We start from the raw sequence: 15582 nt of genomic DNA on the forward strand, positions 1-15582 counted from the left end.
GTTCGTTGAGGACGAGGCTGGCGGCCTCGCCTGCTCTCGAGGCCTTGGCGATGTCGGTCTTCAGCAGCTGCCATACCTCGAGCAATGCCAATTCGCTGGCCCGGTACGGCGCCTCGACATTCTCGGCCTCGCGCGCCCAGACGAACATGATCCACAGGCAGATGTTGATCAACCGCGCCTGGCTGAGCCTTGCTGTCGGCGTCGTGCCGGGCTGGTCGGCCAACGCGCGCAGCAGTTTCTGGAAATGCTTGAGCGCGATGTCGGGCTCCTCGACCATCGCGACAGCCTTGCGCAAATGACTGCGTTGTGGTGCCGGCAGCAGCTCCTCGCGAAGTATGCCGTCGAGTATCACCTGCGCCAGCCGGTCGCCGTTCCATTCCTCAAACGAGATCTTGGGCGTGGTATTGCGCGTCATATAGCCGGTGACTTCGGCGCGGACCTGCTCGTCGATCGCCCCGCCGAAGGTCAGGCAGATCACGATCGGGAGCCTCGCATACTCGGGCGGAATGCGGCTGGTGATGTAATGATCGAGGATCTCGTCGAGCGACGGGCGAAGGCTCTGCGGACTCGCCGTGTTCCACTCATTGCGGTCGAGGTCTCCCGACTTGACCGAGAACAGGTGGATCCGTCTGATGCCGTCCTGGCCAGGACCGACCGCCGCAACATCAACGCCATATTGGCGCGTGCCGCGCGCCGGCCGCGAATAGACCGTGAACCCAAGTTCGGTCAGCAGGTCCGGCAGCACCGCGTCAAGTTCGTCGCGTTCCTTCAGCGATGCCAGATATTCGCGGATGACCAGCTTCATGGGGCGGTCTTCATCGCGCGGAATACCCGCAGCATATAGTCGAGGTCGAAGGGCTCGAGAATGTCGAGCCGTGGCGATTCGATGCTGTGGCTGAAGCTGTGCATCTTCATCTCGCTGCGCTGCTGCTTGCCGCCCATCCCCTTGAAATAGCTGATCGAGCGCGTGCCGTAGAGCAGCACCTGACGTGTCGCGAGCGAGGCGAGGATCGACTTCTTCTCGGCCTGTTTGTGGGCCTGGCGCATCGACTCATGCTGGCGGTGATTCTCGATCAGCCGATCGCGCTCCGACGGTCGCAGTTCCTTGATCCGACCGGGCGAACGCAGCCCGTCAATATAGGTCTCGAGCCGGGCGGTGAGATCGGCGAGGATGGGCTGCGATGAATGACTGGGGTTCTTGGCCTGGCCCGCGATCCAGTCGCCTACCGACCCTGAGAAGTTGATCAGCAGCGGATCGAACAGCAGCTCGGTGATGGTCTGCCGTTCCGCATCGCCGGAGCCGTCGAGCAGGCCGACCAAGAGCGACGCGGCGGTGACAGGGTGGATGAACAACCAGCCGATCGCGCGATGCGCGAGCAGCACTCGGTCGGAATTTCTTAGATATGAGACTGCGACTGCGGGCTGAAGGATGAGTGGACTGTCGCCATGATACTTGCCGACCAGCGCCATGGTCGCAAGGCCGAGATTATAGTCGCACGCGAGCAGCCAGGTGATTATCGTCTTGGCGAGCTGGTGGGGCGGCAATTGCAGCAGGTGATAGTTGAGGCTGCCGAGCGGCTCAAGCGAGGTCAGTTCCTCATGTTGTGAGAACAGCGGCGTGACCAGCGCCAGCGCTTCGTCGAGGCGGTTCTTGTCGGCGAGCTTGCCCGCCGCCGCGCCGATGTCGCGGATCGTGCCGCGATTGCCGATCGGGACGCGATGCATGATTTTAGTCAGGCCGGAGATGATCTCGGGCGGCAGTTCGTCGGCGTGGAACATCAGCTCGAGTGACAGCTGATGGATCGCATGATCCTCGGTGCGCTCGACATTGGCTTCGATCAGCTCGGCGGCAGCGGCATTGGTGTCGGGATGCGCGCGGGCGATCTCGCAGATCGCGCTCAGCATATGACCAAGGCTGTTGTCGTCGGCGCTGGCGGCATTGACGCTGAGCGCCTCCACGGCGCGGGCGCGGCGACCGGGCTCGCCGACATCGAAGGTGCCGATCGCCTTTGCCGACGCCGAGCGTGCCGGCCCGGCGTTGCCGCCGAGATAGAGGATCGCGCGGTCGAGCGCCGCATCGGGTTCGGCCTTGGCGAGCGCCTGGAGCGCGAGGAAGATATAGGCGCTGTCGGCGCCGTCCTCCGGGTTGATCGCCTCAAGCGTATCACGTGCGCGGCTGCCCTGTTCGGCCCAGGTCCGATAAGCGCCATTGGCCGTGCCCGACAGCAGATCCTCACCGGCGCGGGTGGACAGCGCCTTCACCGCGGCAAGCGTATCCGGGACACTGGCATCGAGCGACGGGATCAGTTCGGTATAGACGTGCATTACCGTGAAGAAGTCGTGCTGATTGATGGGTGACGATGCGATCTGGCGCGCCGGTTCGAGCACGTCGATGGTGCCCTCATTGTGGAGCCTGATCAGCACAGCGCGAAACGCCTTGCCGAGGTCGTCGGTGCGATGCCGGCGCAGCTTTTCGACGAAAAGCTCGGGCAGCGTGCCTACTGCCGCATGCGCAAAGATGTCGTCCCGGTCGCTCAATCGTCCCCCATGGTGCAGCCGAATCGTTGGGCCGCTGCCACTATATAGGAGAGGCAGCACCGGAGATCATCCGTCAGGCTTACTAGGCTCAGGACTCATTGATTGAGCCAGAAGATGACGGTTGCAGCGATGCAGATGGCTGACATGAAGGTGTGTGCGCAGCGATCATAGCGGGTGTGGATGCGGCGCCAGTCCTTGAGCCTTCCGAACATAATCTCGATCTTGTGGCGCTGACGATAGGGGCTCGCATCGTGCGGTATCGGTGTCTTCCGGTTTGCTTTTGAAGGGATGCAAGCCGTGATCTTGCGTTCGGCGAGCGCAGCACGAAACCAGTCGGCATCGTATCCCTTGTCGCCGAGCAGGGTCTTCGCCCTGGGCAGGGCATCGATCATGAGGGCCGCGCCTGTATAATCGCTCATCTGACCTTCGCTCAGCAGCATGACGAGCGGCCGACCCTTGCCGTCGCACACAGCATGGAGCTTGGAGTTCAGGCCGCCTTTGGTGCGGCCGCTACGTCGGGGACCATCCCCTGTTTGAGCAGGCTGGCAGCCGTACGGTGCGCCTTCAGATGCGTTGCGTCGATCATCAACTGGTCGGGCTTCCCGTCCTTCGCCGAGAGACCTGCGAAGATCTTGTTGAACACGCCTAGCCGGCTCCAGCGGATGAAGCGGTTGTAGATCGTCTTCGGCGGCCCGTACTCGGCTGGCGCATCCCGCCACCGCAGCCCGTTCCTGATCACGAAGATGATCCCGCTGATGATCCGACGATCATCGACCCGTGGCACCCCATGCGACAGCGGAAAATACGGTTCGATGCGGCGCATCTGCGCTTCCGACAACCAGATCAGATCACTCATGGCAGCGCCTCCTTGCGCCGCCATTGAATCAATCGATCGCTATCGCCACAAGCAGTTTAATAGGTCCTGAGCCTAATTCACCCGCATCGGGTCGGTCGGGAGAGAGGCCGCTCTTCTGAAATTCTTTTTTCCGCGCATCTATATGTGTGTCGCCGCCATCGACGGGATTGCGGCTAAGCCAGAAAGCCTTTGCCTTGACCCGTTCGCGCTATGATGAACTTCACGACCGCTTCGACCCGATCAAGACCGGCAAGGCGGGGACGCGTTACGAACGCCTGGCGGCCATGGTGCTGAAGGCGCTGAACGATCGCGATGTTGTCGTCCACGACATGAAGCTCGTTGGCGATTCGACCGTACCACATCAGATCGATGTCTCGATCCAGCGCGACGGCGTCGAGCACCGCATTCTCGTCGAGTGCAAGGATTTCGACCGGCGCGAAGCGAAGGTCGATCTCGATATCGTGCGTTCCTTTCGTTCGGTGATTGAGGACACCAGTGCCGACGAAGCGATCATCGTCACCTGCATCGGCTTCACCGAGCCCGCCGAAACCTATGCTAGGGCCAAGGGCATCAAGCTCGCGATCCTGCGCACCTTCGATGATGCCGATCGCGAAGGACGGCTGCAAAAGATCGTGTTGCGCATGAATATTCGCGGCATAGTCCGGCTCAAGGTCCAACAGCTGGGCTTCGACGCGGTCAATCATGCGCGGTTCAACGCCGAGCTCGCGGCCGCAGGGCTGTCCGGTGCCTGCGGACCGGATACGCCGCTTCACTTCGTCAAGAATGGGGAGGCGGTGCAATTCCTTGACTATGTCCGCCGGCTTGCAGCGGCCGATGCCGGTGACAGCTTCGAGGGCGAGCGCGTTCTGCGCGCCGCTCCCAATGGCTGGGCGCTCTCGGTCGCTGGCGGCGCGCCAATCCCGTTCGAAGTTCTCGATATCGCCTATGTCATGGCCGACCAAACCGAGATCAGCGAAATCACGTCGGACCGAATTGCCGAGCTGATCCTGTGCGATCTGAACGGTCGGGACACGATCATCTATGCCGACCAGCTAGCTCGCCACCAGGTCGGTTCGGATGGGACCGTGGGCTGACGATGACCGCCACGCCGCTCGATCTTTCCGATGACATGATCTCGCCCGGGTTTGTGCATGCGGCCCTGGCGGATGCCCGCGAGATGCTGGCTGCGTTCGAAGCAGCGGCAGGCGACCGACCGCCGCGCGCGGGACGATCCTCGTACGCATCAATCCCCCAACAATCCGCATGCGGCCGCGCGCGCTACGCTGATCGGATCGATCGACGCGACGGTCGGCCAAGGAACGATCCTCGCCTGCCAAGAGGCTGGCGCAGCTCGGCGCGGTTTTACCCAAGGCATCATTGGTTTCCTCATCGCATCAAAGCCGTGCTGGGCGGCTTTCAACGCAGGCCGCGTCGCAATGCCAGCTTGTCGGACCTTCGCACCCAGGGAGGGCAGATTTGGTCACCATCCAGTCGAAGCCAGAAAAGTTCGCCTAAACAAGCGTCCTATATTGGGTGGTGCTCAAGCCACCGCGAATGTGCGGGGTGAGGTCATTGCGGCTACGACGCCACATGAATGCGCGTCCGCGTTCGTTGTCAGTTGGCGAAAATCGGTCGTCACGAACCGGCCCAGTCGATGCCATTCTGTAATCACGGTCGGACGGGCGCTGAAAGGCGGCTTTTGACGAAAGCTGCCGTTCGTCCTGTCACCTGCAAATTGCAGCAGGTCCCAGGTCTCGCCATTCCAGCGCATTGGCGTGGCGATCGCGCACCGATGAACGAACGTCGGAAGTTTGGAAGCTGTAAACCGCCTGTGAATGTCCGTTTGTGGGTCAATGCGGCGCGAAGCTGCAAGTCGTCGGGCGCACTAGCGGGCGTTCTGCTCAACCACTAGGTTGCGCGAATGGCGTGGTGGAACTTGCCTTCGAAGCGCTTGACGAGCGAGCGCATCATCCGCGCCGCCGAAACGCTCGCTCGGACCCCGGTTGATCAACAGATTGAGGCCCTGCAAGACCAGGGCTTCGCCGTAGGGGAAGCGCATCGGATCGCAGCGCTATTGCCGCTGGCGTTCAGCCGCCCCGTCTTAGAAGAGTTGGGCGTCTCAAATTTTGTTCCGGTAGTGACGGCCGTCGCTCGTGACGGCTCTCAGGTAGAGGCGAAGTTGATGCGCCAGCCCGAATATGTGGTCGGCCTGTGGGTCGCGCGCGAGCATTGTCGCAAGGGGCTTATGGATCACGCGATCTATAAGGCTGTCGCGGGTGGCAGTGCCGAAATCGACGCCGTTAGCAACGCATTGAACGCTGGCGAAAGCCTCGCCGGCTCGACAATTGCTTCGTCGCTCGTGGGTCCTGACATTGTCGAGCATCTGATACGGTAGGTCTGCTTGCCGACCCCAAAGGGGCGTGCCGGACAACCCCCTCTATCCAATTCGATGAACGAGCGTCTGCGTTCGGGCAGCAGCAAACCGTCTCTGAGCGTCTGCCTTTGGGTCTTCTGTCCGATAGAGTTGCCTCGGGCGTCGAATAACGACGTCCTCACCCAAGCAGATTCCAATATTGACGAACGCAGCGGCATCAACGGCGCTGGAAAGCTCATCCGCGGGAGCTCGCCCCTCGGCTGGCGAATCCGCTCAGCGCAAAATCATTTCAGTACGTCCCAGGAAGATCGCTACCTAGAATGCTACCTTGGCCTCAGGCCGCCTTGTTCAATGTAGGTTAAGTGTTTGAAAAGGTGGTGGACGCACTAGGGCTCGAACCTAGGACCCGCTGATTAAGAGGCAGCTCCAAAGTGCCTGACCTGCATGTACCGCGCGGGGATCAAAGCGCGCAATCTGCACCCGGCTGATGTCGGCAGGTCGAGCCCGGGCGAATGTGCGTTTCGGTGCAGCGATCAAGCTGCCGCGAAGGCGCGCGCGTTGCTCTTCGCTTCGGAAAGTAGCGGGCAGCCCTGGGCCATCGAGGAGTATCGACAAGGCCATTGCCGAGTTGGCATCGCTGATGCGATGAGCGGCGCCGTAATTAGGGAATGCGGCGTGCAGAGCGACGAGAAACTGACCGGCCGGAGCCCGCGTTCACACGCGCGGACGACGATTGCCGATGTGGCGAAGCTTGCCGGCGTTTCATCTATGACTGTCTCCAATGTCCTCAACCGCCGGCCTAATGCGGGTCCGGCCGTTCAGGAGGCGGTGATGGCTGCCGTTAGGCAGCTGAATTACATTCCAAACCGAGAGGCGAAGCGGCTGGCCGGCGCGCAAGCGTTGCGGATCGGTATCCTCTACACAAACGCGGCGACGGCGTTCGTCGGGACCGTTCTCGTTGGCGCGCTGAATGCCTCTGCGCGCATGGGGGCCGAGCTGATCGTTGAGGGGGCGGATCCTGACGACTTGGCCGGTATGTTGACGTCGCTGCAGCGCTTGCATCGGAGCGGCGTAAATGGGTTACTGCTGCCTCCGCCAATTGCGGAAAGCGTGGCAGGGGCGGGTTGGCTCGAGCAAATCGGTCTTCCTGCGGTGGCTGTCAGTCCGGGCGCTGCGTTGCCGGGCCTGCCGTCGGCCCGCTGCGACGAACGACGCGCGGCGTCTGATCTCACCCGCTTGCTGCTAGATCGTGGTCACGTCAGGGTCGGTCTGATCGGCGGCCCCAAGACGCACAGCGCAGCCGCGCAGCGCGAGCAGGGATATCGTGACGCGATGGCGTCAGCCGGCATCACCGTGGATCCGGACATGGTGGAGGCCGGTGATTTCACCTTTGAGGGCGGAACACGTGCGGCCGAACGCATGCTCGCCCGAACAAAGCGCGTCGATGCCATTTTCGCCGCCAATGATGCGTCAGCGTGCGGCGTCCTGGCAGTCGCTCACCGTCTCGGGCTGGACGTGCCAGGCGCATTGTCCGTGGTTGGATATGACGACACGCCCGTCGCGCAGCAAGTCTGGCCAACGCTGACAACGGTGAGACAGAATACGACGCTGATGGCGGAAACCGCAATGACGATGCTGGCAGATTTGATCGCTGCGCGTTCCCGCGGCGTGGCGGGCCCGCGTGACCAACTTGTCCCTTACGAGATTGTGGAACGCTCTTCGGTTCGCCGATCGAACGTACAGACTGCTTGACAGGACCACTCTCTCCTGCGTTTTAGCGCTAAACAAGGAGAGAGTATGTGCGCTATTGCAGCCGCCCGGCAGCATTTCAGTGCTGAGTGACGGCCGAGTGCCAGCAACCGCTGAGACGGCATGGCCCACGCGCGGTGCCGCGTGGAAAGTCGCGGTTATCCTCATGCTTGCGAATACACTCGCCTTCGTCGACCGTCAGGCGCTCGCCTTGTTGGTCGAGCCCATCAAGCGGGACTTCGATGTCTCCGATACGAGTATGAGCCTGCTCTACGGGCTTAGCTTCACATTGTTTTACGTCTTACTGGGTATTCCTATCGCGCGGATCGCGGATCGCGCCAACCGACGCAACATCGCCGCTTTGTCGGTCTTCGCGTGGAGTGCAGCCACGACCGTATGTGGGATGGTGCGGACCTTTCCACTGCTATTTGCCGCCCGGGTCGGAGTAGGGGCAGGCGAGGCGGGGCTTGGCCCAGCCGCGTATTCGATCCTGTCGGACTATTTCCAACCGAAGCGATTGGCCGGCGCGATCGGTGTTTACCAGATGGGTACCTATCTGGGCGGTGCGGTCGCGCTGCTTCTAGGCGGCCTGCTCGCTTCAGCCATTCCGACCGGTTCGACAATTATCATGCCATTACTTGGCGCGGTTCGGGGCTGGCAGCTCGTGTTTCTAGGGCTGGGTGCGCCAGGGCTCTTGCTCGGTCTCCTGATGCTGAGAATCAAGGAGCCGATCCGCCGCGACACCGGCGAGGCCACGGGGCAGGTGTTACCACTCACGCAGTTCTTTGCGCATTTGCTGACGCAGCGACGCGCTTATCTGGGCATAGGCTTTGCCTTTGCTTTGATGATCTTTGTCGGAAACGGCACGGGTGCGTGGATCCCGGCATTCTTCCAGCGCCAGTTTGGCTGGTCGACGGCCGAGGTAGGCCTGCGTTACGGGACGGTGGTTTTCATCTTCGGCACCGCAGGCGCCTTCATTGGCGGGCATTTCGCGAGTTGGCTCTCTGCGCGCGGCCATCGCCACGGTAACCTCGGGGCCGCGCTGCTCGGTTTCTCAGCTCTGATTCCGCTGACGATCGCCTTTCCGCTCATGGCCAACCCCTGGGTTTCGCTGGCGCTGATCGCGGCTATGAACTTCTTTGCCGGTTTCAATTTCGGCGGTGGCCTTGCCGCGCTCCAGGAAATGACGCCCAATCGGATGCGCGCCTTGGTCGCATCGGCCTACATGCTGCTGATCAACCTTATCGGCGGGACGCTCGGGCCAACGGCCGTCGCACTGATCACGGATCATTGGTATGCCGATCCGCAGCGCCTACCGCAGGCCATTTCAATCACCTGCGCAATTGCCTCTCCTCTGGCGCTGATCTGCTTGTTGATCGGAATGGCAGGGCACCGCATCAGCACCTCCTCTTCGATAGCAGGCCCACGGTGATCGCGCCTGCGTCGGTCAATGCGACTGAAGGCCCAGATCCACTGGCATTGGACGTAAAGGGCTATGCCTGGGTCGAGCGAACGCTTTCCGGCCTCTCCGTCGATGACGCGATCGCTCAGCTCTTCGTTCTATCAAGCCGCGCGGATTCGGCGGAAGAATGCGCGGAATTGTCGGCGCTGCGCCCTGGCGGAGTGCATCGTTTCTCCTCACCTAATTTAGCGCAGGCCTTGGTTGCGACCCGCCGCATGATCGAGTCGGCGGACATCCCGCTGCTCTTAAGCGGTGACATTGAGGGCGGGACAGCGGGCTATCCCTTCCTCACTCCTGTTCCCAACCAGATGGGCATCGCGGCGTGCGACGATTTGGTGGTCTCGGAGGCGGTCGCAGAGGTAATCGCACGCGAAAGCCGGGCGCTCGGCTATGACTGGTCCTTTACGCCCGTAATCGACCTTAACATCGCGTTCCGAAATGCCGTGGTCGGAACCCGGTCCTACGGTGCCGATGTCGAACGGGTGCTTGCGCAAGCCAGGACGCACGTTCGCGTGCTGCAGCGCCATGGCCTTGCCGCTACCGCCAAGCATTGGCCTGGGGACGGGGTCGACGACCGCGATCAGCATCTTACGACGACGGTCAACCCGCTCGATGCTGACGCTTGGGCAGCCTCTTTTGGCCGCTTGTTCCGCACGCTGATCGCAGACGGCGTCATGACCATCATGTCCGCCCATATCGCTTTGCCTGCCTATGCTGCCCACAATGGGATAGGGGGTAAAGAGCGGTTTGCCCCGGCCTCAGTGTCCAGGCTGCTCAACCAGCAGCTCTTGCGAGAAACACTGGGGTTTCGTGGGCTGATAGTGTCCGATGCGACAGTGATGGGCGGGCTTACGAGTTGGCTGGATCGCCGCGACGCCGTGCCCGCCGTCATTGCCGGTGGTTGTGACGTCTTTCTGTTCAGCCGGGACGCCGCATCCGACATGGATCACATGCGGGACGCACTGCGGGACGGCCGATTGTCAGAAGACCGCCTGGAAGACGCCGTACGACGCGTGCTCATGCTGAAGGCGGCGCTCAAACTCCATCGGCGTACGACGGACGAGCGCGTGGGTAGTCTGCCCCAGGTGCAGGCGGCGTTACGCACCAAGTCCCACCTCGAAGTCGGTCGTCTCGCCGCCGGACGCAGCCTGACCCTGGTAAAGGACACGCAAAACCTGCTGCCGCTTCGGATGGAGGTGCATCGCCGCATCACGATCATCGCCGATGCTGGCTGGACCTTCTTCGCCGGCGCCGCCGACCGCAGCTTCGATCCCTTCCAAGACGCTTTGCAAGCGCATGGCTTCCAGCTGCGTATGTTCAATCCGGATCTGCCGCCGACGAGGGACGACACCGATCTTATAATCTATCTGATCGGGCAGGAGGCCACACCCAGCATCGGGCAGATACATCTGGACTTCGCCAAGATGCACGGCGGGATGCGGCGCGCGATGATGCAATTCAACAAAGAAGTGCCAACGCTGCTGTTGTCGTTCGGACAGCCTTATTATCTGCGCGACGCCGCCAATTTTGCTACCTACGTCAATGCCTATTCGTCGCTGGCTGTCGTTCAACGCGAGTTAGTGGCGCGTCTGACCGGCGAGCGGCCGTTCGAGGGCGTAAGCCCGGTAGATCCTTTTTGTGGCGAGGAGCAATTGCGTTGGTGACGCGGCACCTTCGCAACGCCTGAACCAAATCCAGAGCGTGATGACAACCTGAGCTTGACGGCGCCTTGCCGTTGTAGTTTTGCGCTAAACAAGAAAATGAAGGAGTGGATTCATGGGCACGAAATTCGATGTGGCAATTGTGCCCGAATTCTCACGAGCAGCTGCGGGCCGCGGTAGGGGAAGACGCGTCGGTGCGTTGCTCGCGACGCTACCGATAACGCTTTTCTTTGCTGCGCCGCTTCATGCGCAGCTTGCACCACTTCCCGCCAGCGTCGATCCCGTAGGGGAAGCTCCTGCCGTCGATATGGGCGATATCGTGGTTACCGCCAACCGTACTCAGTCGCTCGCGTCGAAGACGCCTATCGCGCTCAATGCGGTTGGCGGCGGTGAGCTCACAGCGGCGGGTGTCACCAATCCGACAACACTGACCGACGTTATCCCGACAGTTTCGATTGATCGGACCGACGGCCTGCGCATCACGATCCGCGGCGTCTCCAGCAACGATAACACCGAAAAAGGAGATCCTTCAGCAGCCTTCCTGCTTGACGGAATCTACATCGCGCGGCCGCAGGCGCAGGAAGTATCGTTCTTTGATCTTGACCGCGTGGAAGTGCTGCGTGGCCCGCAAGGTACGCTCTATGGCCGCAATACAACGGCCGGCGTCGTCAACGTGATCTCAGCGCGACCCAAGCACAGGTTCGAGGCGTCGGTGGACGGCTCGTTCGGCAATTTCGATACGCGCCAGGGGACCGCCATGATCAATGTGCCGGTCGGCAATGCCGTCGCGGTGCGCGCTGCCGTCAATTACGATCGCCGTGACAGCTACATCAAGCGTGGTGACTCGCCCTATGATCTAAGCCCGTTCAAGAATAATCTGTCCGGCCGGCTGAGCGTGCTCGCGGACATCAGCGATCGCACCAGCCTGCTGGTTCGGGGAGATTATAGCTCGATCAAGGGCAAGCCGACCAATGCGGTGTCGGCCTACAATTTCTTTGCGCCGTTCGATGGCCCCGCCGAGGGTATGGCCGGTACGAAGCCGGTCTATTTGTCGGGCCGCTCCTCCCGCCAGCGCCTGCTCGGCTTTCAGGAAGGCAGCCAGAGCAGCCGCGACGACGATACATGGGGTGTAATGGCGGAACTCAACCATCAGCTCAGCGACGCCCTAACCCTTACCTATCTCGGCTCGTACCGCGAGTTTCATCGCGACGAAGAGGCGCCCGGCCTGACCGGCTTCGTGCCTAGACTCAATCTTGCGCTGTCCAATCCCGGATCGCTCAATGCGTCCTATTGGCAGACATCGCATGAGCTGCGCCTCGCTTATGCGAGCGAGCGCCTGCAGGTTCAGGTTGGCGGCTATTTCTTCAAGGAACATTCGCGTTCCGAGGTTCTGATCACCGGCTTGATCAGCCCGACCCCCGGCACGCCGGGCTATATTTTTGGCTTCCTCCAAGATCCGACCAAAGCGCAATCGATCGCGGGCTTCGGTCAAGCGACCTACAGCCTGACGGACACGCTGCGACTGACCGGCGGTCTGCGTTATACCAGTGACAAAAAGTCCCGCGTCGGCGCCACCATTCTGCATGGCTCCGTGGGCGAACCGCTGGTCTTCCCGCCGGACTCCCTGAACGAAGCGCATCGTCGCTTCCACAAGCTGACGTGGAAGGCGGGAGCCGAGCTTGACGTCGATGCCCGCACCTTGCTCTACGCCAGCGTTTCGACCGGTTATAAGGCGGGCGGTTTCAACGACGGCTGCCTCGCCGGCGATACCAATTGCACGGCGCCGATCCCGTCCGAAGCGCTCTTCTATCAGCCCGAAACGCTCACCGCCTACGAAGTTGGCTTCAAGACGCGCCAAATGGGCAACAGCCTGCGCCTTAACGGCAACTATTTTCATTATGATTACAAGGGTCTGCAGCTTAGCCAGGCGAGCAACATCTGCGGCGGTCCATGCCAAGTGACTACGAACGCGGCGTCTGCCCGGATCGATGGCGTCGAGCTGGAGGCGGTCGCCACACCGAGCCCCCGCAACCGTTTCGGTGCCACCGTGGCTTGGCTCAACGCGAAGTATCGGGACTACCAGATCGCACCGGGCGTCAATTTTGCGGGATATCGGCTCGACCGCTCGCCCGAATGGGTTGCCAGCGTTGATTACAGCTACCGCCTGCCGCTCGCCAACGGGAGCGACCTGACCGCGCAGGTCCGCAGCCGGATCAGTGATTCCTACGAATTCCTGTCGACGACGCTGCGGGAACAGTTCCGCCAGCCCTCCTATACTCGGACGGAGGTCTCGCTGACCTATACGGCGCCCGACAAGCGCTGGTATCTGCAAGGGTTTGCGAAGAACCTTGAGAACACGATCGTCTTGTCGAGTGCAACGACCGTGGCAGCTTTTCCCGGCTTGGCCGGCGGAACGGTGACTTTCCAGGATCCGCGGACCTATGGCGTACGCGCCGGGTTCCGCTTTTGACCCCGTCGCAGCCAGACACGGTCTCCTAGGAGAATGTTCGAATGAGACGACGCGTCTTCATCTGCGGACTTGCCATAATCTGCTCGGTGGCATCCGTGGCACGTGCGCAGGCCGGTGCCGGCCCGCAGGTAAAACTAGCGGAAGGAACTCTGCTGGGTTCCCGGCAAGGGCAGGTCGATGCGTTTCTCGGCATCCCCTATGCGGCCGCTCCGGTCGGGGACAACCGCTGGCGTGCTCCTCAACCTGTCGTGCACTGGACGGGGATACGCGATGCTCGCAGCTATGCGGCGGACTGCGCCCAGCATCTTTTCCCGGGCGATGCTGCGCCTCTTGGTACGAAGCCGTCGGAAGACTGCCTCTACCTCAATGTCTGGCGACCGGCTGCAGTCAAAGCCGGTAGTAAGCGGCCGGTGATGGTGTGGTTGCACGGTGGCGGCTTCGTCAACGGCGGCAGCTCGGCGCCGGTCTATTCGGGCGCCGCGTTCGCGCGGGACGGCGTGGTGTTGGTAAGCCTCAACTATCGATTGGGGCGGTTCGGCTTCTTTGCCCATCCCGCGCTCATGGCGGAAGGCGGCGGTGGCAATTTCGGCTTTCGAGATCAGATCGCCGCCCTTGAATGGGTCAAGACCAATATAGCCGCCTTCGGCGGCGACCCCGCGAACGTGACACTGTTCGGAGAGAGTGCAGGGGGCATTTCCGTGCATGTGCTCATGACATCTCCGATGGCGAAAGGGCTGTTTGCCAAAGCGATTGTGCAATCGGGCGCCGGCCGCGGGATCACCGACCCGACGCATGTGCCGACCTTCGCAGAGGCACTTGCAGCGGGTGAGAGGTTCAGCAAGCCGCTCGGTGGCGCCATGAGTGCGTCTGGATTGCGCGCGTTGCCGGCTGATCGCGTAATTGGCGGTCTGGACATGGCATCTATGGATGCGGCTGATTATTCGGGCCCGATGATCGACGGGGAGACGGTGATCGAAACGCCCATCGATGCTTATCGTGCGCGGCGCGGGGCGGCGGTGCCGCTTCTGCTCGGCACCAATTCGATGGACGGCTTTCCTTTCGGTGGCGACAAGGGGCAATTATTTGCTGCGTTTGGCCCGCGCGCCGCAATGGCAAAGGCGCTCTACGATCCTGACGGAACGCGACCCGTGCCTCTCGTCGCCACCGATCTCTTCGCTGATCGATATATGAACGAACCAACCAGGGCGGTGGCGCGTATCCTGGCACCGCGCCAGCCGGTGTGGCTCTATCGGTTCGACTATGTCGCATCGGTCATGCAGAAGGAGTGGGGCGGCGCGCCACACGCAAGCGAAATCCCCTTCATATTCGACACGTTGAACGAACGATATGAGAGGGCGCTAACCGCCAGAGACAAGCAGATTGCTGGTTGGATGCATGGAGCGTGGATCGCTTTTGCACGATCCAGCATCCCTTTGACGCGCGGCAGATCGTGGACGCGCTTCGCCCACCCGTCGTCAGATCTGAACTATATCTCGCGCGACGGCGTGACGGTGCGGCAGGATCCGTTAGCTGAGAGGCTCGACTTCGTCGAACATAGTCAGCGCTAAACGGAATAGCGGACCCAACGGTGGTCCGCGGCAAGCTCGCCACCGTTGGCCGCCACCTGTCTTGCTCCCCGGAACGCTGGTCGCGATCTCGAGCGGGCATTCAGCGACGATCTTGGACTGTAAGCGGAGCCGGCAACGCCGACCAGCGGCATGCTCCGTGCCACGCAGATCGAGCACGAACTCCGTGTCTATGCACCTGCGGACCCACTATCGGAGTGGATGTGACATTGCCCTGATTAAGCGCCGCTGGCGAGCTAGGCCACTGTGGCGGTCGCTTCAATCTCGATCAAGAATTCAGGAAGCGCCAACGCGGCAACGCCGATGAGAGTATTGGGGGCCGGGTCGGCACCTTCGTAGAAGCTGGCAATCTCAGGCAGAACCACTCCAAGCTTATCCGGGCTGTGGTTTACGATATAGGTTCGTAGCCGAATGATATCCGCAGGTCCCGCACCCGCCTCTGCTAAAACCGTTTTCAGGTTTGCCAGCACCTGCCGCGTCTGTGCGGCCAGATCACCATCACCGATCAGTACATAGTCGGCATTCCACGCGACCTGGCCGGCGAGGTGCAGCGTTTTGCCGCCCTGATCCAACGTTGCGTGGGAGAAACCATAGCTCACGGAATCATACAGGCTCGCGGGGTTGATGCGGCTGATAGACATTGCGGTTTGCTCCTCGAGAGGTTCAATCGACGATTTCGAGCGGATTGCCGAACGGATCGCGGCAATAGAGGTTCTTCTTTCCAGCCAGCGGCCCTTCAGTGATCGAGATGATGTCCATCACCGTGCACCCCCGGCTGACCAGGAAGCGGCGGGCCTTCTCGACATCGTCGACCCGTAGCCCCAGATGATGCCCGCCAGCATCGCAGACCCGCGGCTGCTCCGTGCCACGATCGTCTGGCTTGTCA

The 15582-nt window shown here is 61.6% G+C and carries 12 protein-coding genes; 7 read left to right on the forward strand and 5 right to left on the reverse strand.

The genetic code is table 11. The annotated features are described in order from the left end of the window. From ACOJSI_RS15995 to ACOJSI_RS16005, 3 genes are all read right to left on the reverse strand, one after another. Positions 1 to 805 (reverse strand): hypothetical protein (locus tag ACOJSI_RS15995; RefSeq protein ID WP_420139299.1); only part of this gene is annotated, 805 nt, incomplete at its 3' end. After that, positions 802 to 2538 carry a hypothetical protein gene (locus ACOJSI_RS16000; protein ID WP_420139300.1) on the reverse strand — a complete coding sequence of 579 codons (1737 nt, stop codon included), beginning with the start codon at positions 2536 to 2538 and terminating at the stop codon, positions 802 to 804. The genes ACOJSI_RS15995 and ACOJSI_RS16000, both read right to left, overlap by 4 nt. A gap of 95 nt (positions 2539 to 2633) precedes the next feature. Continuing rightward, positions 2634 to 3394, reverse strand: a protein-coding gene (locus tag ACOJSI_RS16005; protein WP_420139301.1) for an IS5 family transposase whose coding sequence is annotated in 2 segments (ribosomal slippage) — positions 2634 to 3061 and positions 3061 to 3394 — 762 coding nt in all. Because the reading frame shifts where the segments join, the coding sequence is not laid out codon by codon here. Between the two features lie 194 nt (positions 3395 to 3588). Between ACOJSI_RS16005 and ACOJSI_RS16010 the strand changes: the two genes are divergently transcribed. From ACOJSI_RS16010 to ACOJSI_RS16040, 7 genes are all read left to right on the forward strand, one after another. Beyond that, positions 3589 to 4488, forward strand: coding sequence for a restriction endonuclease (locus ACOJSI_RS16010; protein WP_420139302.1), 900 nt, complete (start codon positions 3589 to 3591; stop codon positions 4486 to 4488). A gap of 827 nt (positions 4489 to 5315) precedes the next feature. Then, positions 5316 to 5789, forward strand: coding sequence for a hypothetical protein (locus tag ACOJSI_RS16015; protein ID WP_420139303.1), 474 nt, complete (start codon positions 5316 to 5318; stop codon positions 5787 to 5789). Between the two features lie 624 nt (positions 5790 to 6413). Next, positions 6414 to 7520 carry a LacI family DNA-binding transcriptional regulator gene (locus ACOJSI_RS16020; protein WP_420139304.1) on the forward strand — a complete coding sequence of 369 codons (1107 nt, stop codon included), beginning with the start codon at positions 6414 to 6416 and terminating at the stop codon, positions 7518 to 7520. Next, a complete protein-coding gene (locus tag ACOJSI_RS16025; RefSeq protein ID WP_420139305.1) occupies positions 7450 to 8949 on the forward strand; it encodes an MFS transporter in 1500 nt (499 codons plus the stop codon). The genes ACOJSI_RS16020 and ACOJSI_RS16025 overlap by 71 nt, the downstream gene beginning before the upstream one ends. Then, entirely contained in the window at positions 8946 to 10643 is a 1698-nt protein-coding gene (locus tag ACOJSI_RS16030) for a glycoside hydrolase family 3 protein (RefSeq protein WP_420139306.1), read from the forward strand. Before ACOJSI_RS16025 ends, ACOJSI_RS16030 begins: the two co-directional genes overlap by 4 nt. Before the next feature lie 304 nt (positions 10644 to 10947). Further along, complete coding sequence (locus ACOJSI_RS16035) at positions 10948 to 13110, forward strand: TonB-dependent receptor (RefSeq protein ID WP_420139307.1); 2163 nt, start codon at positions 10948 to 10950, stop codon at positions 13108 to 13110. A gap of 41 nt (positions 13111 to 13151) precedes the next feature. After that, complete coding sequence (locus ACOJSI_RS16040) at positions 13152 to 14678, forward strand: carboxylesterase/lipase family protein (RefSeq protein WP_420139308.1); 1527 nt, start codon at positions 13152 to 13154, stop codon at positions 14676 to 14678. A 254-nt stretch (positions 14679 to 14932) separates the two neighbouring features. Here the strand turns inward: ACOJSI_RS16040 and ACOJSI_RS16045 are convergent, their stop codons facing one another. Both ACOJSI_RS16045 and ACOJSI_RS16050 read right to left on the reverse strand, forming a co-directional pair. After that, entirely contained in the window at positions 14933 to 15337 is a 405-nt protein-coding gene (locus ACOJSI_RS16045; protein ID WP_420139309.1) for a RidA family protein, read from the reverse strand. A gap of 22 nt (positions 15338 to 15359) precedes the next feature. Then, a partial coding sequence (locus tag ACOJSI_RS16050; protein WP_420139310.1) for a VOC family protein occupies positions 15360 to 15582 on the reverse strand: 223 nt, incomplete at its 5' end.

It is taken from the genome of Sphingomonas sp. (assembly GCF_048595155.1).
Classification (GTDB): domain Bacteria; phylum Pseudomonadota; class Alphaproteobacteria; order Sphingomonadales; family Sphingomonadaceae; genus Sphingomonas_I.